Below are 20,838 nucleotides of genomic sequence, written 5' to 3' on the forward strand. Positions count from 1 at the left end.
GTCTGATTTTTAAACCAATTTTGATGCAACCTTTAATGCCTGTACAATAGAATTAGGAGCTAGCTTCAACTTAAATTCATTATATTTAAATCCTTTTGCGCCTTTCATTGCAATCTGTGCCGCTTGCTGGAAACTGAATTCAGACACAGGCTTTCCTATTAAGGAACGCTCTGCTTCGGTTAAACGCCAGGGCTTATGAGCTACTCCGCCCAATGCAAGCCGGGCATCTTTGATCACCTTTTTTTCAATTTGTAAAGCTACGGCCACTGAAACGAGTGCAAAAGCATAAGAAGCCCGGTCGCGAACCTTTAGGTAGTATACATTTTTTGCAAAAGTGTTCTCAGGTATTTCTACACCCAAAATCAATTCACCCGCCATCAAATTGGTGTCTATTTCAGGTTTATCTCCCGGAAGACGGTGAAGGTCTATAAAAGGAATCCGGCGCTGGCCTCTTGGTCCGTCTACCAATACCGATGCATCCAAAGCAACTAAGGCTACGCTCATATCGCTGGGATGGACGGCTATACACTTGTCACTGAATCCAAAAATGGCATGCATCCTGTTAAATCCTTCCAGAGCTCCGCATCCGCTTCCAGGCTCTCTTTTATTGCAGGGGAGTGAAGTGTCGTAAAAATAGTGGCAGCGAGTCCGTTGTAACATATTCCCTCCAACAGTTGCCATATTCCTTATCTGCGCAGATGCTCCTGCATTAAGAGCTTGCGCTAGTAATGGCTGTTTCTGCTGCACCAGCTTATTTTCGGCCACAGCGCTATTTAAAGCCAAAGAGCCGATTTTTAGTAATTTATCATCTGAAGAAATTTGGTTTAAAGGAAGCCGTGAGATATCAACAATTCTTTCAGGCATCATGATACCTCGCTTCATCAAATCTACAAGGTTCGTTCCTCCTGCAATAAACATCGATGATCTATCTTTAGAAATTGCATCTATGGCCGCCTTGGTTTCAGTAGCACGGGTATATTGAAACTGGATCATACCTTCCTTCCTCCGTTCTTTACTTCTACTATTGCATTAACTATATTAGGGTAGGCTCCGCATCTACAAATATTACCACTCATAAATTCTCTTATCTCGTCTTCAGAACCGGCGTGGCCTTCCCTGATGCAAGCCACAGCAGACATGATCTGACCAGGTGTACAATATCCGCATTGAAAGCCGTCATGTTTTAGAAAAGCTTCCTGCATTGGATGCAGTTTATCTCCTTGGGCAAGGCCTTCAATAGTTGTAACTTTCTGACCATCCTGCATTACAGCCAGAGTAAGACAAGACAAAACGCGTTTTCCATTTACGTGTACAGTACAAGCTCCACACTGACCGTAATCGCAACCCTTTTTAGTACCTGTGAGGTTCAGCTGTTCCCTTAAAAGATCTAAAAGAGTAACTCTTGGCTCTACCATTAGACTTTTACTCTCACCATTTATATTTAATTTCAAGGGAATCTTTTCAAGTGCTTCCGCAAGTTTCTCGTCCCACTGTTTGTCTGCTGCTTTTATTGCTACTGAGGGAGTTAACGCAACTCCAGTCAATACTGCCGACTGTTTCAGAAAATCCCGCCGGCTCTCATTCTTTAATTCACCGCCTTTCTGGTTCTTTGGATTTGATCTGTCCATGCTATTAAGTTCAAATGCTGGATTAATATTGAGGGTATTACGAATTACTAATTACAGTAGCAACCTCTTTGTTTAAACTATTTGTAATTAGGATTCGTTCCACGAATAATGGAGACCCATTAATCTCTCGTCAAATCAATAGTTAATAAAAATTCACTTATTATCTTTGCGCTGATGAAAGTACTTGCAATTTTCATGACGATTTTAATGCTCATTACGGGAGTAGATCTTTGTAATGATCTGGATAGTTATGAAAGAAATGTAAGAAAAGAAGTTGGACAGGCGGACAACGGTAAGCATCCTGATGAGAAACCTTGCTCTCCGTTCTGTCACTGTGCCCGCTGCCCTTTTTCCGTTATACTTCCCTCGATATTAAATGTGCTAAATATCTCATTTATCAAATCAGAGAAGTACGAGGCTTATTCAGTTACCTATAGCATTCAATTTGCCGTTTCTATTTGGCAACCCCCAAAAGCAGCTTAAACCTTCACTAATTATTATCAATTTAATCTTACCAACTCCCAGAAGGGATTATACAACTTTCAATGAAAAGAATTATCATGCTTTTTGTTGCGATGGCATTTGTTTTATCTGCCTTTGCACAAAACACTATTAAAATATTGATAAAAGACATAGAATCAGCTGAGCCACTTATCGGTGTAACGGTTACTATTCCAAAAATTAATAAAGTAGCAATAACTGATACCAAGGGTGAAGCGGTTTTCTTAAATATCCCTAACGGAGTATACGAAATACGGTACAGTTATATCGGCTATAAAACAAAAGAGGATAGAGTCTCACTCTTTGAAACAAAACCTGTTGATCTATTGGTTCTATTAGAAAAAGCAGAGGGAGAGGAGCTGGAGGAAGTTGTGGTTTCTACAACGCGTAGCAGCCGGACCATTGCTAATATCCCCACAAGGATCGAGGTTATCGCCGGAGAGGAGCTGGATGAAAAGGGGAACATGAAGCCGGGGGACATTCGTATGATTTTGAATGAAAGCACGGGTATTCAAACTCAACAAACGTCTGCAACCAGTGCAAATGCTTCTATTAGAATTCAGGGTCTGGATGGGCGATATACTCAAATACTCAAAGACGGCTTTCCTTTGTTTTCAGGAGCAGCAAGTGGACTGGGTTTATTACAGACGCCTCCATTAGACCTAAAACAGGTGGAAGTGATCAAAGGATCGGCTTCTACGCTATATGGAGGAGGTGCAATAGCAGGATTGGTAAATCTAGTCAGTAAATCACCGAGAGAAGAACGTGAATTGAATTTTCATTTAAATGGTACCACAGCAGGAGGACTGGATTTGAATGGTTTTTATGCGGAGAGTTACGGTAAAGCTGGACTAACAATATTTGCCGCAAGAAATAGCAATCGCCCTTATGCTCCTGGTAACGTTGACCTGACAGCCATTCCCGAGTTTTCGAGGTATACATTTAATCCAAAACTCTTTCTTTTTCTAAATGAAAAGACTTCACTAAATATCGGGCTTAATTCAACTTTCGAAAAAAGGATTGGTGGAGATCTGCATTACATAAATGGAAGTAATGATCCGGCTCACAGTTTTTTTGAGAAAAATATTACGGAGCGGATATCCAGCCAACTTTCTCTAAATCACAAAATGAACGGTCACACCGCATTCAATTTTCGTAATAGCGTTAGTTATTTTAACAGGAGTATAAGTGTTCCGGGCTATGCCTTTAATGGTATACAATATGGATCATTTACAGAGGCAAACATTTCACTTAGTGGCAAACGATCGGAATGGATAGCAGGTTTAAACCTTTGGACAGACCAATTTAAAGAGAAATCGCGAAATTCATTTCCTTTACGTGATTATTCACAAACTACAGTTGGTGCATTTGTTCAAAATAATATTCATATTACGGAATGGTTAGAGTTGGAAAGCGGCATAAGAACTGACTATGTAGCTGATTACGGATTTGTGTTGTTGCCTAGAGCATCAGGTTTAATCAAAATAACTGAGCAATTTAATTCAAGAATTGGCGGCGGCTTAGGCTATAAATCTCCAACTATCTTTACCGAAGAAAGTGAGCGAATTCAGTATCAAAATGTGCTGCCTGTTTCCAGTAACACTAATAAACTTGAAAAAAGTTACGGATTTAATTGGGATGTTAATTATCGTACCACTTTATTTAACGAGAGGGTTAGCCTTGGTATCAATCAACTTTTCTTTTATACTTTCCTAAATGCCCCATTGACGCTTGAGCAGCATGGTAACCACCAGTATAAATTTAACAACCTTGTTGGTCATATGGATACCCGCGGGATGGAAACAAACTTGAAATTAACATATCAGGACCTAAAATTATTTTTAGGGTATAGTTTTACAGATGCTCAAATACATATAGGAAACGTTTTACGCGAAAACCCTCTTACAGCGAAGCATCGCTTAAATAATGTCCTGATGTATGAAGTGGAAGATAAATGGAAATTTGGCGCAGAAGCTTATTATTATAGCAAACAGAAGTTGAATGACGGAACCAATGGAAATCCGTACTGGATTTTTGGCTTTATGGCCGAAAAATTATGGGACAAGTTCTCGCTTTATATCAACTTTGAGAACTTCACTGACACCAGACAAACACGCTTTGACAGTATTTATACAGGAAGTATTTCTAATCCCGTTTTCAAAGACATTTATGCACCTTTAGATGGCTTTGTGGTGAATGGAGGGTTGAAACTTCGCCTATAATCGAGTAATTTATAAATACAGAAACGCATTTCAAATTAAATCGATGTTATTATTTTTTAAATAATTTTACAATATTTGAATGCTTGCTCTTGAAAGACAAGCACTTCACGGGTTTTTTGTGAAGTTTTTAGGTTTAGGTTAGCCTGCTGTCCCATACGGTAGGCTTTTTTATTTCTTAACCATTATTAATGCTAATACATCTAATCATACAACCCTGGCTATCAAGATCTCCTCATTACTATTAAACCTTTGCTTGTGATATATGAACAGAAATAGATAATTCCTGCATTACTCTAGATGAAGGTCAACCGAAACAATAATACTAATTTTTTTAGCATTTAAAGAGATCATTTATAACTTTGTCTTATTAGTATTAGTAAGGAGTTGCTATGTTTTTCAAAGTATTATCAAAAGTAAGAGTAATTGCAACTGGACAAACAGGCATTGTAGCTTTCCCCTACCAAAAAGGCGAGAAAATTGTGGTTTCCATAGATCACGGAAAGGACAGATTGTTCGATGAAATGGAGCTGGAATATATTTAATTCCAGCTCCAAACCTTGATATTCAAGAGAAACCTCCATGAGCAGAAACTCACAAACGAAGGATGAAAGTTTTAGAGAGGTACTTTCTGTCCTCTTAAAAACAATTAAACTTTCAGAAAAAAAGGCTTTCTATTTTAGCACGGTTGCCCACCATCCAAATCATATCGCCTTCTCTAAGTATAAAAGAACTTTCTGGATTCAATATCCTTTTACCTTCCCGTTCAACTGCTACCAGCAGTCCCTGTGCTTGTTCTCGGACGGAGGAATCTCTTATACTTTTGTTACACAGAGGAGATCGGGAGGATATTGGCACTTTATGAAGTTGAATATTATTTCGGTAATCGTATTTCGGATCTTCATCCTCCTCGGTTTCCAGGAGATGCTTTAAAGTAGCAAGTTCCTCGTCTGTTCCAATTACAGTCAATTTATCGTACGGAAATAGACGTTCGTCTTTTCCTGGCGTTGTAATTACCCTTTTACCACGCTCAATCATAGCAACATTAACGCCATATTTTTCGCGAATAGCAAGCTCAATAAGGGTGCGACCGATGAAAGAAGAGTTTGCAGAAACCTGCATTGTAGCTAAGTGCGAATCCCAGGGAATAATTTTATTCTGAGACTGTTCAACCTCCCGGGCATTAAAATTTAAAACGAACCTGTTCTCCAGCCGGTTGTAAAAGCTGTTCAACCTTGATGAGAAGATAGCTAAGACAGCAACGACCAAGCCGGTTAAAATAATTACTGCTATAGTAGTTTCAAAAATACTAGTAACTAAAAATGCAACAAAGGTGATAGCGAACACTAGTCTTAGAAGTTCTAATGCAACCAAAGGACCACGAGAATATTGAGTATTTAACCAAAGGTGCGAATAAGCACGTTTCTCAATTCTTTTCGCTGCAAGACTCCAGAGAAATGGTGCCATAAGGATCATTGACAGTGTAAAGACAATACTTTTTGCCAGCAAATCCTGTTCAATATGTCGAAGAACGAAGGGCATGGCAACCCGAGAAACAAGCACGATTATCCCAATAAGGATAACTGACTGAATAAAGAAATTCCCCACATATGCTTTAAGTAAGATCTCCCAATCACTTGTAGTAGTAATACCTTGGGTGCTTGTACTGTAATTATTAATTGCAGCAATCCAACGGTTAGGCAGGTTACGCTCCAAGGCGCCATAGAAGGAATTTGAAGCCTTGATCAGGTAAGGCGTAGTAAAAGTGGTAAGAGCAGAAACAGCCACGGCAATAGGATAAAGGAAATCGCTGGTAACTTTAAGGGTTAGGCCAAGGGTAGCTATTATAAAGGAAAACTCTCCGATTTGAGCGAGACTCATTCCTGCTTGCACCGAGGTTTTTAAGGGCTGTCCGGATAGTAGGGCACCCAGTGAGGAACTTAAGAACTTTCCGCCGACTGTAACAACTGTTATAACCAAAATAGGTACAGCATAATCAACCAGAACCTGAGGATTGATAAGCATTCCAACAGAAACAAAGAAAACCGCTGCAAAAAGGTCCTTTACTGAAAGCGTAAGATGTTCAATCTTTTCAGCATACACAGTTTCTGCGAGAATAGAACCCATAATAAATGCACCTAGAGCAGGAGAGAAGCCAGCCTTTGTTGCGAAAATAACCATGGCCAGGCAAAGGGCAAGCGAAAGGATCAACATTGTTTCATCTGTCATGAAACGACTAACCTTTTTGAGCAAACTAGGTATAAGAAATATCCCTGAGACAAACCACAGAACCAGAAAAAAGCCCAGCTTAAGGATAGATTCTAGCATTTCCAAGCCAGCGAAGTTTTGGCTAACTGCAATAGTGGTTAACAATACGAGGAGCAAGATTGCAACCAGATCCTCTACAATAAGGATTCCAAATACCAGACGCGCAAATTGCTTATGTTTTACACCTAACTCGTCAAAAGCTCTTATTATAATTGTAGTAGATGAAACAGAAAGGATACCACCGAGGAAAATACTATCCATAGTATTCCATCCAAGGGCCTTTCCAGATAGGAAACCAAAAAGGAGCATGAAAACAACTTCCACAATAGCGGTTATAGAAGCCGCACCACCAACTTTCAACAATTTCTTAAAGCTGAATTCGAGCCCAAGGTTGAAGAGCAGGAAGATCACCCCAATTTCTGCCCAGATAGCTATACTTTTTTCCTCTGAAACTGTAGGAATAAAAGAAAAATGAGGACCAACTAGAAATCCGGCTAGGATATAGCCCAGTACAAGCGGTTGTTTAATCCTTTTGAATATTAGGGTAGTAATAGCGGCAGCGCCAAGAATAAGTCCGAGGTCAGTTATTAATTGAGGTAAATGTACCATCAGCGAAATATTTTATGAATGCCTTTCCAGTTAAAATAAAGAAAGGCACAAAGTGTTAGTTAGTAATAAGGGTATAATCAATCAAACAGTGGCCCACAGGCAATTGCTACATTTAGTGAAACAGATTCAATGTTTTTCAGTGTGATAAAAAACTCAAGTTCCCTGGTAAGAGGGGATTAAATAACCTTTGAATTCTCCATCTACCATAAAGAATGGAAGGGGTATAGTAGGATTTGATGTTTTAAAAAAAACAGGTGAATGATCTTGAAATAGCCAGAATCGGGCGCGTAGAACGAGGCTAAGAAGGATCCCGAATTTGCATTTAAATTAAATACAGGAATGAAGGATTTTAAGTTTTGATCCTTAAGATTGATTTGTAATCGCGGTAGATGGTTAAGTAAAAGCTTTCCATGGTGCTTCGACTGGTCCTTAAAAGAAGAATACTCCTGTTTATAATCAAAAACCTTCCCTCTAACATCCTGTTTTAATTTGAAAACATACCCCAACGAAAGCACCCAGAACGCAAATAGCGCCAGGTACTTAAAAGCAGCAAGGATCTGTTTCAACTTCATTGTTGCAAAACTAGGGGAATTAGTTCTAATTAATGTCTTTTGAAAAGCATGAAGCAGATAAGTAGATTGATAAAACCTACTTTTTAAGAGCATTTTTTTCAAACTGACGGGGAGAACCACCCAAGAAACACAAGTCTTTACCTATTAAATGTTAGATCTTTTGAATTAACGATTTTATAATATAAGTAATGGGGCGTTATCCTCATTTCTTTAATCGGGGTATAAAAAAAGGAAAAGCCGCCCCTTTACAACTTCACTTTCTACCCAAATTCTGGTCCAGGAATAATTTACCCCTTTAGTTCGAGACAATGAGAAAAAGCTATTGATCATATTCTTCATATTATTGACCGATTTTAATAACGGATAAGCAGCCCGAATGTAAAATGGGCCTTTGTTCTTGCCTACCTTGCCAGGCATTGACCTGTGGGAGTTCGAATTCAAATAAACCAGACACGCTGACCTAACCAGTTATGAGTATTTTTTGTATTTTAGGGTAGCTAGGATAACTTATGACCAGACAATAATGGTAAATATATTGATGAAAAAAAAGACAATGACCCTCTCTTTTGACCTCGATGATCTCCTTATTCCGGGAGTAAAGACATTTGAAACAGAAAAGCAATCTTTATATCAAAAGGTTCTAGGAATTGAGCAAATCAGGAAGGGAACAATTGATCTTTTCAAAAAGCTCGGACAAGACGGACACTCTATTTATATTTACACAACATCTTTCCGTTCTATAGTGAAAATCAAGCTGATGTTCTTCTCCCATGGAATTCGAATAAAAAGGGTGATAAACCAACGAGTTCATGATAAAGAAATGAGAGAACACAGAAAAAATTATTCAAAATACCGCCCGCCTTTGGAATTGATATTCATGTTGATGACTCGAAAGGTGTAGAAAATGAAGGGTATAAATTTAACTTTGCAACTATTATAATTGCAGAAAATGATTCTAAATGGCAGGAGAGTGTGCTTAGGGGAATCACATACTATGAAAATTTAACAATACCAAGATGACAGAATTTTGGGAAGAAGCATTTAAGGAGAAGCAAGAAATGTGGGGACCTGAACCTTCTAAATCTACTTTGCTGATTAAGGATCTTTTTGTTAATAACGGAGTAAAGCAAGTTTTGATTCCAGGAATCGGATATGGTCGTAATGCTAAAATATTTCTTAACCATGGGATGTCGGTAACAGGAATTGAAATTTCAGAAACGGCAATAAATATTGCGAAAAAACATTTCGGGAATTATCTTTCTATTTACCATGGCTCTGTAACGGAAATGCCCTTTGATGATAAAAAATATGATGGAATATATTGCTATGCCCTAATTCACTTATTGGATCAGGAAGAACGAAAAGGACTGATCCAAGCCTGCTATAATCAACTTGAGGGCGGCGGATGGATGGCTTTTACCACTATAACGAAACAGGCAACAACCTATGGGCGGGGGAGGCAAATTAGTGAAGATAGGTTTGAAATGTTTGGTGGGGTAAAAATGTTCTTCTATGACGAAGGAACCATACAAGAAGAATTTGGAGATGCAGGCCTGTTTGAAGTCAGCAAGGTAGAGGAGAACTATCCTTTTTATCTCATAAAGTGTCGTAAGAGCGTTTGATGATTGAATTCCCATTGTTGTACCCATAACATCTTTGATGAGATGCCGAAGGCATTTAAATGATTGAAGAATTAGTATTTAAGGAAGTCGGACAACACTCTGTCGAATCTGTTATCCATACAAGCACTTATATCGGTTGTAACGAATTTCCCTTTGTAAAATAAGCTGAAAATAGTTGCAGGGCTGGGGGCGCATTGTGCTTGTTCCATTGTTTCTAGCTTAATCACTGTTAACGGAAGATGTCGCTTCGCTGCTGTTTTAACCAATGAAGTCTTAACATGAAATTCCGCAAAGGGACAACGGTTTGAATAAATGGCAACCAAGCCGTTCGTCTGGATGCTCTGATAATCTAGCTTGGTCTTAAATTTTGGGTTTTCTGCACAAGGATTAATTTTTTTCACTAAAAGAACGAATCCCATTTCAAGCGAATCACAAACCTCAAACCCCTGTTGGATCAGCCATTTGGTATCACTCATAAAATGAAACTTTTTTTTACCTGCAACAGTTGCCAGCCCGTTTTTTCCATTATTCCTGGCATGATCCATAGCGGATTGGAGGAGCGCCTTCCCGTAGCCTTTGCCCTTGTACTGACCGGAAACCCAAAAACAATTGATTAAAAAGTAGTTTGGTGCCTCAACGGGCACCCAAGCTAGTTCAGAAGGTCCATACTCTATGAACACTTTTGCTCTTGCGTTTAACCGGCGAAAGACGTATCCGGTTTTAAACTCTCCACGTAGCCATTCTTTCTTTGCTTCGTAGCTTTCCGTACATTTCTTGTCCGAAATGGCACAACAAATATGTTCATTCGAGATATTTTCGAGATTAAGGTCTAAAAAGCTTTCCATCATTCTTAAGATTTGATTCCCGATGCCGGCGTATGCCTGGAGGTACTCCTAAATTTACGTATAAAGAGAATATTATTAAATGAGTATTGTCATTTTCCCACAGCTAATTATCCTAATGGTAAAACACAAATTTAGTACAAGCCATAGATCCCATCTTGTTGCTAAACGCCAAATATTACCTAAATGAATAGTACGACATTAATGGTCATTAGGCTGTTGAATTGCTAAGTCTGATAGAGGTTAACATAACAGCAAGAGATTTGCATATATCACCTAATAGAGAGAATACTAAGGGGTTAAATAAAACAGGCGCCATTTATAGCGCCTGAAGTTTCAATATTTTCTAGAAATTGCAGATGAATTATTACAAATTGATCTTAACAAAGTATAATCTGTTTCCATCTACTTTATTTGTAATAGGTAACATCTTTTGTGCAAATCCGCTGGCACCATTATCTACTACACCAAAATCGTCATCGTTGGAAATAACAAGAATATTTCCAGGAAGAAGAGCAAGTCCCTCCGCTTTATCATGCGGATAAACAGATGGCAGATCTCTAAGAAGATCAAGTACAAGCACCTTACTTACAGGAGTGATACCTGCTGCAGTCAATCCAGCAGCATTATTTAATTCTTCTACTGTTTTTCCGCCAAATAGCTTTCCATTTGCACCATTTGTAGGATCAGAAATGTCTGTGGCTGATGATAGATCTATTTTGAACACTTTTTTGAATGCAGCAGGATTAGTTGGCGCTCCTCCAAAAAGTCCGTCCCTTTCTAAAGTTAAAAATGTGGTGCTGTTCACTGCAACAATTTCACTTACGCCTGTAAGACTAGTGCTTTCCATCAAATAGGCATACTGTTTGGTGGCACCACTGGAAATATCGTAAGTAAGGATACGGATTACAACAGAGTTGGAAACAGCCGTTCTTGATGGATTATACATGGGTGATTGCATAATTCCAACCAAAGTTTTACCATCAGGAGTGATTGTCAAACCCTCCATCCCACGATTAGCCCTTCGAGTTGCAAAAACAGCGGGGATACGGCGACCTCCTTGTCCGTTACCGAATGGATTAATTCGCTCCAGCGCTTTACCATTCGCATCAAAATGTGCCAAGTGTGGCCCGTATTCGTCGCTAACCCAAAACGATCCATCAGCCATTCGAACAAGGCCCTCTGAATCAATTCCGTCTGGACTTGGCGTAAGTACCGTTCCACTTAAATCGTAGGCTGTTTCACCGGAGGCCCCCATACCTGCAGGGTTAGGAAGCCCATTAAGTTTAGCTCCACTTGAGTTTTTTAACTCAATAACCTGCTCGAGCATTAGCTTGCCATCCTTCAATCTAAATTTACCGATTTGAGGAGCGAAATCGGGCTTCCCGATGATAATTGAGTTAGCTGCCTGACCGGCTACATTCGATCCCCGGTCTGTTAGCATATAAAATACGTCAGGAGATGCAGGGTCTACTGCTACAGCTGAGCCATAGCCGCCATTGTACACTTTTACACCATTACTCGCTGTAAATAGAACTGCTGGATCCACAGCTTCGGCCATTGTAGGGTACTCGATAGCTTTAGTTTCATTATTGTCCTTTTTACAAGAGGTTAAGGCTATAGTTAAAGCCGCAGTAAAACTTAGTACTTGTTTGTTCATTGAAAACGTTGATTGAATTTCAGACAAAGCAAGGGAGGCTGTATAAAATTATCATTAAAACTATATAAAGCAATTAATCAAAAAGATTAAAAGAGAAACAATTGATTTTACATAATATTTCAACATTATGTATTAAGTTTTTATTAAATCCGCCGAAATGATAGAAAAATAGGAATAAACTTAAGATTTTTGAAGATAGGATACTCTTAGTCCATTTATTCCAAGTATGATCAGGTTCTCTTTCCACCAAAAAATTTTAGTAGGCTTCATTTTAACAATTATTGCTGTTCTCATTGGAGTTTACATCGCTTATAGTCGTATTGGAGATTTCCAAAAGGACGGTGCTGCTGTAGATCATACCCAAGAGATATTAAAATTTACTAACCAGGCAGTATTTAATGTTGTTGAAGCAGAAAGCAATATAAGAGGCTACATTGCAACAGGTAAAAAAAGCTACCTGGATAAGTACAATAACGCACTAAGCAAGATTAATCCTTCTGTGGATCGTGTTGTATTTTTATTAAATGAAGACAGGAGGGACGAAGCTACTGCTGATTCTCTAAAAGCCAATGTAGACGAAAAGCTTTTTGCTTTAAGCAGGGTGCTGTGGGTTGCGAACCTTGATGGAACGGAAAAAGCCAAAGAATTGTTAGCTGAAGACACTACATTAGACCGCCTCGAAAGCCTGGTTGAAAAAATTAAACTTAATCAATCCCTATTGCTTAATCAACGGAGGAATGAAAGTGACCATAATTCATCAAAAACTATCCGATTTTTCTACATAGGTAGCTTTTTCATAATTCTCCTAATATCGCTATTATTCTTATTTATCACACGAAGTTTCTCTACTCAAAAGAAAGTTGAGGAGAGCTTGATGCAATCCAACATGCAATTAGAGAAAGTTTCGAGGGAGAACACTGAACAGAACTTGCTTCTAAAGGGCACTTCGTCGTTAGAAAGGTCTATGCGTGGAGAGTTGAGCGTTGAAGAATTATCGGACACCATTCTTTCGGGAATATGCGAATTTAGTTCAGCACGTATTGGATCGGTTTACATTTTTGACAAAGAAACAAATCTACTTGTACTTAAAGGGAAGTACGGCTACGCCAAAGCGCTAAAGCCAGCTATAGAGGTTGGAGAAGGTCTAATAGGGCAGGCAGCAATTGATAAAAAGCGTGTATTGATTGAAGAATTGAATGAAGAACTACGCAGTGTTGAGGGAGGCTTTTCCATAATAAACTCGAAACACGTGTTGATGCAACCAATTATTTACCACGAGAAATTGATTGCAGTAATTGAGTTGGGTTTTGTAAACAAACCGACTGCTCTTGATCTCCTTTTTATAGAAAGAGTTGGGGATGGCGTTGGTATTGCTATTCATGCAGTACAGTCAAGGCAGAAAATAGAAGAATTATATGCTGAAGCCCAAAGACAAGCAAGTGAGTTAGAAAATCAGCATGAGGAGTTACGTATGACCAACGAAGAACTTCTTGAGAAAACTGTAGCATTACAATCTTCGGAAGAAGAACTAAGGGTACAACAAGAAGAATTATCACAGGCAAATTCCGAATTGCTTGACAAAGCCCGCTTGCTGGAAGAAAAGAACAATGCTATTGAATTGGCCAGAGAAGCCATCTCCATAAAAATGGCAGAACTAGAACAGGCTGATAAATATAAATCAGAGTTCCTTGCTAACATGAGTCACGAATTAAGGACTCCTCTTAATAGTATACTCATACTTGCTAAGATCCTTTCTGAGAATAAAAAAACCCACTTGGATGAGGAAGAAGTAAAGTATGCCAAGGTAATACACACTGCGGGTGGCGATTTGCTTGCCTTGATCAATGACATACTCGACCTTGCGAAGGTTGAAGCAGGCCAGGTTGAGCTTGACGTTAGGGAGGTAGCTATTAAGGAGGTGAAGCAACGAATGGAAATGTTCTTTTCACAAACAGCGAAATCAAAAGGAATATCATTTAATATTTTAACAGAGCCTGCTGTACCTGCCGCAATAGTAACCGACGAACGAAGATTAGAACAGGTATTGAAAAACCTTCTTTCTAACGCCTTTAAATTTACACCAGATCGCGGGTCTGTAACGGTGAAGATAGATACTTATAATGAGGGTGAGGATTGGAAAGTAAGATTTGCTATTCAAGATACAGGAATCGGAATTCCTGAAGATAAGCATCAAACAATTTTTGAAGCTTTTAAACAAGCCGACGGATCAACAAGCAGGATTTACGGGGGAACTGGTCTTGGTTTGTCTATCAGTCGCGAACTTGCACAGCTACTTGGAGGTGAAATAACACTTGAAAGCAGACCGGGAGAAGGTAGTACTTTTAGCTTGGTATTACCATCCATTATTTCCTTTACTCAAGATCTGCATCCTGTCCCAACCCAGCAGCAATTAGATATAGCTCCTGCTGAAGGAAATTCATCAGCAGATACAAGTAAAACCGTACTGATTATTGAAGACGATCGGAACTTTGCAATGATCGTTGAAAAGATCTGTATTGAAAGAGGATTAATTCCAACAATTGCAGAAAGTGGTGATGCAGGTCTAGAGATGGCCCGGCAAACGAAACCCGACGCTGTTCTGTTGGACATCATGTTACCGGTTGTTGATGGATGGTCTGTGCTTAAACAATTAAAAACAGATCCTCAAACGCATCATATCCCTGTACATTTAATGTCGGCAAAAGAAGAGAATTCATCTAAGGCAATCACTGAAGGGGCGCTTGGATTTCTAAAAAAACCAATTGAAAAAGAACAGCTTGAAAATGCTCTCGATTCACTGTTTGGACTAAAGGTTATGCATTTGAAAAAGGTACTACTGATTGAAGATCATCAGGTTCAAAGTGACGTTCTTACTTCTCAATTATCCGGCATCGGCATTGAAGTTATTCAGGCCTTTACAGGAAAAGAGGCAATCGACCATCTCACAAATCAAAGTGACTTCGATTGTATAATCCTTGACATCAATCTACCTGATATATCGGGTCTGGATCTTTTAGATCAAATTAAATCAAATGGTCGCAACGAAGAAATTCCTGTTGTAATAAATACTGCTATGGAGCTTGATCGTAATACTTTAGAGCGGGTAAACAGGTATACTAATTCGATGGTATTTAAAACGCAGCACTCCAATACGAGACTAGTTGAAGAAGTGAACCTTTTTATCGATAAGTTGAAAACAAGCCCGGTAAAGGAAAAGAAAAAAGAAACAAGTGAATCGTTACTTGAGGCTATTACTGAAGAGAAAACTATTTTGCTAGTAGATGATGATATCCGGAACGTATTTTCATTAACCAGTGCCCTCCAGGGTGCGAATTTCAAGTTCGAGATTGCATATAATGGTAAAGAGGCATTAGAGAAGTTGGATGCAAATCCTGATGTAGATCTAGTACTGATGGATATTATGATGCCGGTAATGAACGGGTACGAAGCTATTGAGGCAATAAGAAAGGATAGCAGATTTTTGGATCTACCTGTTATAGCGATAACAGCGAAAGCCATGAAAGACGACCGAGATAAATGTTTGGCAGTGGGTGCAGATGAGTATATTTCAAAGCCTGTAGATGTTGACGCCCTTGTCGAATTAATGACCCGTCTTCTGAGCTTAACAGCAGTTTAATTTATTTTTCTATTCATAAATGAAGGGTAGATATCCAAAATAGGTGTTTTCTAATAAAACGTCACACACCCTTGTGAAATAATAAGATTAATCGTAATATTGCGATATCAATGGGAATAACTAAAACTGAAATATTTTCCGAAGAACAGAATAAGCTGGCCGTAATGCTAAAGGCTATTGCTCATCCTGCCCGGATTGCCATTCTTCAGGAGATTATTAAAGCTAATGCTTGTATTTGTGGAGACCTGGTAAATGAACTGGGACTTGCACAAGCGACTATCTCACAACATTTGAAGGAACTAAAGAATGCCGGCCTAATTCAGGGAACCATTGAAGGTGTAAGCGTATGTTATTGCATTCATGCCGAAAATTGGAGAATCCTTGAAAGACAGATAGGTGGCTTCTTTGCCTCCTACAAAGGACCTCAAAACTGCTGTTAAAAATTTTTAAACCAATTTATCGTAAAATTACGATAATTAAATTATAGCATATGAACAATCCAAACGCAATGAGCTGGGAGGCTTTCAAAGCAGAGCTTACCAATTATCCCCATCTAAGTCTACAGTTTCAGTATGCGGACGGTGAATGGGTAAAACCTTCCTATCATATTACTGAAATTAAACTGGCTCCTATAACTTCAGTTGATTGCGGAGGGAAAGTTAATACCTGGACAGAAGTGATCGTTCAGCTATGGGAACCTGAAGAAAAACAACAGGAAAGAGCGATGACGGCAAGTAAAGCAATGTCTATTATTGATCTTGTAGAAAAAGCGATAGTGCTTGATCCTTTAGCGGAGCTGAAAGTAGAATTTGGAAATTCAAGGTTTGATACCCGTCAAATGTTTCCTTTTAGTATTGCTGCAGAGGGAGAAAATCTAATCGTAAATCTACAAGCAGATAGCGTGCAATGTAAAGCTTTAGGAAGAAATCAAACTTGCGGAACTCCCAATGGTGAAGAAGTATGCTGCTCGCCCCAGGTAGTTGAAAAACCTAAGATTGAACTTAAGAACCTGGTAGCCGAAAGGTGTTGCACACCTGGAGCAGGCTGCTGCTAGATTATAAAAAAGACCAAATTAAAAATGAAGAATATACTAGTATTATGTACGGGCAACAGTTGCCGCAGTCAAATTGCCGATGGATATCTACAACATTTTGCGGGAGAAAAGGCAAAAATATACAGTGCGGGTGTAGAAACCCACGGAGTAAATCCAAGGGCAATTAAAATTATGGCAGAGGATAATATTGACATTTCTGGTAACACCTCTAATAACGTTGACGAGTATTTTAATATTCCCTTCGATTATATAATTACCGTTTGTGACAATGCCAAAGAACGTTGCCCTTATTTCCCAAGCAATGCGCAGAAATTCCATTATAACTTTCCTGATCCCGCGAAGGCGATTGGAACCGAAGAGGAAATTCTGGAAGAGTTTAGAAGGGTTAGAGACATGATTAAGGTTTATTCACAAGACTTTGTAAGTCAACACTTAAATTAATGAGTGCAACTAATTGTACCCCAGCGGCAGAACGGAAGCGGTTAAGTTTCCTAGACCGCTTCCTTACTTTATGGATCTTCCTGGCAATGGCAATAGGGGTTGTGGTTGGTTACGCCTTTCCATCTTCAGCTAACTTCATCAATTCTTTTTCTTCTGGAACTACGAATATCCCCCTGGCAATTGGCCTGATCCTGATGATGTATCCGCCTCTCGCTAAAGTTAAATACGAGAATATGGGCGAAGTATTTAAGGACACTAAAGTACTGGGAGCATCCTTGTTTTTGAATTGGATAGTTGGCCCCGTTATTATGTTTTTTCTGGCTATTTTATTTCTTGCAGACTATCCGGAGTATATGGTCGGATTAATATTAATTGGCTTGGCCAGGTGTATCGCAATGGTAGTGGTCTGGAATGAGCTGGCGGAAGGAAACCGGGAATACGGCGCTGGTTTGATTGCCCTTAACAGTATTTTTCAGGTGCTGTTATATAGTGTGTATGCCTACATTTTTATCACTGTATTACCACCATTCTTTGGTTTAAAGTCGCTACAGATTGATATCACTATTGCTCAGATTGCTGAAAGCGTCGGGATTTATCTGGGAATACCTTTTGCATTGGGAATTATCAGTCGTTATTCTCTGATCAGAATGAAAGGGGAAGAGTGGTTTCAGAGAAAGTACGTTCCCTTAATTTCTCCTATCACCCTTATAGCGCTCTTATTTACGATTGTTATCATGTTTAGTTTAAAAGGAGAACTGATCGTACAAATCCCTATGGACGTAATAAGGATAGCCATTCCCTTGGTGGTTTACTTTGTACTGATGTTCGTTGCCAGTTTCTTTATAGGTAAGCACTTCGGGGCAGACTATTCCAGAAGTACTTCGATTGCATTTACTGCTACGGGAAATAACTTTGAACTGGCAATTGCTGTGGCTATTGGAGTTTTTGGAATCAACTCAGGCCAGGCCTTTGCCGGAGTAATTGGACCATTAGTGGAAGTACCCGCACTGATAGCTTTGGTAAATGTTGCGTTCTATTTCAGAGAAAAATATTTTAGAGATGATAAAATGTAGTAAAATAACTGCAATGAGCATACTTGTGAAACCGAATAGGAGTAGTTCGTGGGCTCGGAATTATCAGTTAGAACATCGGGTAGTGGAAAAGCCGATAGTGGTAGGACCAAGGATTGAATTGCCAGCTTGCTTAAGAAAGGCTAGGGTTGATGCAAAAAGTACTACCAGAACCTTCCACAGGTAACAAAAACTCAAAAAACATTTAAAGTAATAACAAATGATATGATTATTAAAAAAACTCTATATTTGCTGAACAAATAATTGTGATAAGGTTTAGGTTAAGTCTGCTGTCCCATACAGCAGGCTATTTTTTTTTGAAAGTTCATTTAATTTCTGATCGCTAAAAGCTGGGCTACCTTCATTCCTTAATTTAGACGTCGTCTCATTAAAGTTTCTATAGCATTAAAGTTTCTATAGCATCCAAGTAGGAGGAAAGGGCCTAAAAGGAAAAAGGCCCTGCTATCTTAGCATGACCCTCTAAATTTTAGCTTTTAAATACTAGGCGTCCTCCGATTTAAAATCCCATTCGTTTTTAAGTTTGTCCTGGATTAGCGTGAAGTCAATCTGTCTTTTAGCCAGATCTACCTTTTTAACCAGGATCTTTACCTCGTCGCCTAATTGGTATTTCTTCTTTTTACGCTGGCCAATGATACAATAATTCTTCTCGTCCAGTACATAAAAGTCATCTGAAATGTCCCGGAGTCGAATCATTCCCTCGCACTTATTTTCGATGATCTCTACATACATACCCCATTCGGTTACTCCCGAAATAATTCCATTGTACTCTCGTCCGATATTCTCTTCCAGGTATTCGGCCTGCTTGTACTTCACCGATGCCCTTTCAGCATCGGCAGCTTTCTTCTCCATTTGGGAAGCATGAAGGCAGAGCTTTTCGTAGTGCTCAGCATTCACGTTTTGTCCTCCCGCCAAATAATGTTCTAAAAGTCGATGAGACATTACATCCGGATAACGCCTTATAGGAGAAGTAAAGTGGGTATAGAAATCAAAGGCCAGACCGTAGTGACTTGACTTTTTAGTTGTATAAATGGCTTTAGCCATGGAACGGATAGCAAGCGATGTAAGAACATTCTGTTCCTTCTTTCCTTCCACATCTTCCATCAAGTGGTTCAGCGAACGTGCAATCTCTTTATCTGATTTTGTGTTGATCTTGTAGCCGAACTTAGAAGCAAAAGCTGCAAAACTAAGAAGGGTTTGTTCATTTGGAGCGTCGTGAGAACGATAAACATAGGTTAATTTATTTTTACCTTTTCCTTTTTTCGCAATGAACTCTGCCACTTTTCTGTTGGCCAGCAGCATAAAGTCTTCGATTAGCTTATGCGCGTCTTTGCGCTCTTTAACGTAAACTCCAACAGGCTTGCCATTTTCATCAAGTTTAAACTTAACTTCAGAAGTTTCAAAACTAATGGCGCCATGTTTAAACTTCCTGTCTCTTAGCTTATAAGCCAGGTCATTCAAGATCAGAATTTCTTCTGAATACTCCTTTGAGTTACCTTCAATCACTTCCTGCGCTTCTTCATAACTGAAACGCCTGTCAGAATGAATAATCGTCTTTCCAAACCACTCTGAAATGATATTAGCATCTTTATCCAGCTCAAAGACAGCAGAGAAACAAAGCTTATCTTCCTTGGGTCGTAAAGAACAAACCCCATTTGAAAGCCTTTCAGGAAGCATTGGAATCACTCTGTCCACCAGGTAAACAGATGTACCACGTTCGAATGCTTCCTTATCCAATGGAGAATCAGGTAATACATAATGCGACACATCCGCAATATGCACTCCGATCTCGTAGTTTCCGTTATCCAAATATTGGAAGGAAATAGCATCATCAAAATCCTTAGCATCAACCGGATCGATTGTAAAGGTTAATATCTCACGGAAGTCTTTCCGTTTAGCAATCTCTTCAGCCGTAATTTCATCCGGGATTTGATTTGCTTCATCTTCCACTTCATCAGGGAACTGAAGCGGGAAACCGTATTCAGCAAGAATTGCATTCATCTCGGTATTATTCTCACCTTGAACTCCGAGAATGCGGGTAATGGTGCCAATAGGATTTTTTGCTTCTTCGGGCCAATCTGTGATTTTTGCTATAGCTTTTTCACCATGCTTTGCGCCATTAAGCTCCTCAAGAGGAATAAAGATATCCCTTAGCATTTTCTTATCGTCAGGGATAAAGAAAGCGAAGTTCTCTGATACTTTAACTATCCCTGTGAACTCCATCTTTGCCCGTTCCAGAATCTCAACAACTTCACCCTCTTTACGCTTTCCGTTGCTCTTTGCAAAAACGTAGATCTTTACACGGTCTCCATTTAATGCCGTCTTTACTTTACGAGGGGCTATGTAAATGTCGTTTTCGAATTCATCTTCAGGCACGATAAAGGCCGATCCATCGCTTGTCATGGAAACAATTCCGGTAAGGAAAGTCTTCAACTCCTTCAGTTGGTATTTACCAAGCTCTACTTCCTTAAATAAGCCGTGTTTGCTCTCGTCTTTCAAAACATCTTTAATGATTTCCCGGGACTCGGAGTCATTAAGGTTTAACTTTGATGCTACTTGTTTGTAGTTTAAAGGCTTATTGCCGTTTTTCTCAAATATAGAGCTTATAAGCTGAGAAAAAACTTGTATAATATGTGCTGTTTTCTTTTTTGCCATTGTATCGAATTGGGGCCGTGCCTACTTTTATAATATTTATGC

The 20,838-nt window shown here is 39.1% G+C and carries 17 protein-coding genes; 10 read left to right on the top strand and 7 right to left on the bottom strand.

Features of this window, described 5'->3' with window-relative positions:
* Positions 1-9: 9 nt before the first annotated feature.
* Positions 10-993: an FAD binding domain-containing protein gene (locus J4N25_RS14465; RefSeq protein WP_207420380.1), complete on the bottom strand. Its 984-nt coding sequence runs from the start codon at positions 991-993 to the stop codon at positions 10-12.
* Entirely contained in the window at positions 990-1,628 is a 639-nt protein-coding gene (locus tag J4N25_RS14470; protein ID WP_207420381.1) for a (2Fe-2S)-binding protein, read from the bottom strand. The genes J4N25_RS14465 and J4N25_RS14470 overlap by 4 nt, the downstream gene beginning before the upstream one ends.
* Positions 1,629-1,802: 174 nt before the next feature.
* Between J4N25_RS14470 and J4N25_RS14475 the strand changes: the two genes are divergently transcribed.
* From J4N25_RS14475 to J4N25_RS14485, 3 genes are all read left to right on the top strand, one after another.
* Positions 1,803-2,111, top strand: a complete 309-nt coding sequence (locus tag J4N25_RS14475; RefSeq protein WP_207420382.1) for a hypothetical protein — start codon at positions 1,803-1,805, stop codon at positions 2,109-2,111.
* Between the two features lie 62 nt (positions 2,112-2,173).
* Positions 2,174-4,351 (top strand): TonB-dependent receptor plug domain-containing protein, encoded by a 2,178-nt coding sequence (locus J4N25_RS14480; RefSeq protein ID WP_207420383.1) that lies wholly within the window; start codon positions 2,174-2,176, stop codon positions 4,349-4,351.
* Between the two features lie 389 nt (positions 4,352-4,740).
* A complete protein-coding gene (locus tag J4N25_RS14485; protein ID WP_207420384.1) occupies positions 4,741-4,893 on the top strand; it encodes a hypothetical protein in 153 nt (50 codons plus the stop codon).
* Between the two features lie 112 nt (positions 4,894-5,005).
* On the opposite strand, the gene J4N25_RS14490 is transcribed toward J4N25_RS14485, so the two are convergent.
* Together J4N25_RS14490 and J4N25_RS14495 are read right to left on the bottom strand one after the other, a co-directional pair.
* Positions 5,006-7,225 carry a monovalent cation:proton antiporter family protein gene (locus tag J4N25_RS14490; protein WP_207420385.1) on the bottom strand — a complete coding sequence of 740 codons (2,220 nt, stop codon included), beginning with the start codon at positions 7,223-7,225 and terminating at the stop codon, positions 5,006-5,008.
* A 200-nt stretch (positions 7,226-7,425) separates the two neighbouring features.
* Positions 7,426-7,890 carry a hypothetical protein gene (locus tag J4N25_RS14495; RefSeq protein ID WP_207420386.1) on the bottom strand — a complete coding sequence of 155 codons (465 nt, stop codon included), beginning with the start codon at positions 7,888-7,890 and terminating at the stop codon, positions 7,426-7,428.
* 445 nt (positions 7,891-8,335) lie between these two features.
* Between J4N25_RS14495 and J4N25_RS14500 the strand changes: the two genes are divergently transcribed.
* A complete protein-coding gene (locus tag J4N25_RS14500) occupies positions 8,336-8,698 on the top strand; it encodes a hypothetical protein (protein ID WP_207420387.1) in 363 nt (120 codons plus the stop codon).
* 115 nt (positions 8,699-8,813) lie between these two features.
* Complete coding sequence (locus J4N25_RS14505; protein WP_207420388.1) at positions 8,814-9,419, top strand: class I SAM-dependent methyltransferase; 606 nt, start codon at positions 8,814-8,816, stop codon at positions 9,417-9,419.
* 71 nt (positions 9,420-9,490) lie between these two features.
* Here J4N25_RS14505 and J4N25_RS14510 read toward each other — a convergent pair whose 3' ends face one another.
* Both J4N25_RS14510 and J4N25_RS14515 read right to left on the bottom strand, forming a co-directional pair.
* Positions 9,491-10,267 carry a GNAT family N-acetyltransferase gene (locus J4N25_RS14510; protein ID WP_207420389.1) on the bottom strand — a complete coding sequence of 259 codons (777 nt, stop codon included), beginning with the start codon at positions 10,265-10,267 and terminating at the stop codon, positions 9,491-9,493.
* A 361-nt stretch (positions 10,268-10,628) separates the two neighbouring features.
* Positions 10,629-11,921, bottom strand: coding sequence for an esterase-like activity of phytase family protein (locus tag J4N25_RS14515; protein WP_207420390.1), 1,293 nt, complete (start codon positions 11,919-11,921; stop codon positions 10,629-10,631).
* A gap of 226 nt (positions 11,922-12,147) precedes the next feature.
* Here J4N25_RS14515 and J4N25_RS14520 point away from each other — a divergent pair, with 226 nt between their 5' ends.
* The 5 genes from J4N25_RS14520 to arsB all read left to right on the top strand — a co-directional run bounded on the left by J4N25_RS14520 (position 12,148) and on the right by arsB (position 18,126).
* Positions 12,148-15,558: a response regulator gene (locus tag J4N25_RS14520; RefSeq protein WP_207420391.1), complete on the top strand. Its 3,411-nt coding sequence runs from the start codon at positions 12,148-12,150 to the stop codon at positions 15,556-15,558.
* A 110-nt stretch (positions 15,559-15,668) separates the two neighbouring features.
* Positions 15,669-15,998 carry an ArsR/SmtB family transcription factor gene (locus J4N25_RS14525; protein ID WP_207420392.1) on the top strand — a complete coding sequence of 110 codons (330 nt, stop codon included), beginning with the start codon at positions 15,669-15,671 and terminating at the stop codon, positions 15,996-15,998.
* 50 nt (positions 15,999-16,048) lie between these two features.
* The gene (locus J4N25_RS14530; protein WP_207420393.1) at positions 16,049-16,612 is read left to right on the top strand and encodes a DUF6428 family protein; all 564 of its coding nucleotides are present in this window, start codon (positions 16,049-16,051) and stop codon (positions 16,610-16,612) included.
* A gap of 24 nt (positions 16,613-16,636) precedes the next feature.
* The gene (locus J4N25_RS14535; RefSeq protein WP_207420394.1) at positions 16,637-17,053 is read left to right on the top strand and encodes an arsenate reductase ArsC; all 417 of its coding nucleotides are present in this window, start codon (positions 16,637-16,639) and stop codon (positions 17,051-17,053) included.
* Entirely contained in the window at positions 17,053-18,126 is a 1,074-nt protein-coding gene (arsB, locus tag J4N25_RS14540; RefSeq protein WP_207420395.1) for an ACR3 family arsenite efflux transporter, read from the top strand. Before J4N25_RS14535 ends, arsB begins: the two co-directional genes overlap by 1 nt.
* Before the next feature lie 498 nt (positions 18,127-18,624).
* Here the strand turns inward: arsB and rnr are convergent, their stop codons facing one another.
* Positions 18,625-20,796 carry a ribonuclease R gene (gene rnr / locus J4N25_RS14545; RefSeq protein WP_207420396.1) on the bottom strand — a complete coding sequence of 724 codons (2,172 nt, stop codon included), beginning with the start codon at positions 20,794-20,796 and terminating at the stop codon, positions 18,625-18,627.
* Between the last annotated feature and the right edge of the window lie 42 nt (positions 20,797-20,838).

It is taken from the genome of Desertivirga brevis (assembly GCF_017355835.1).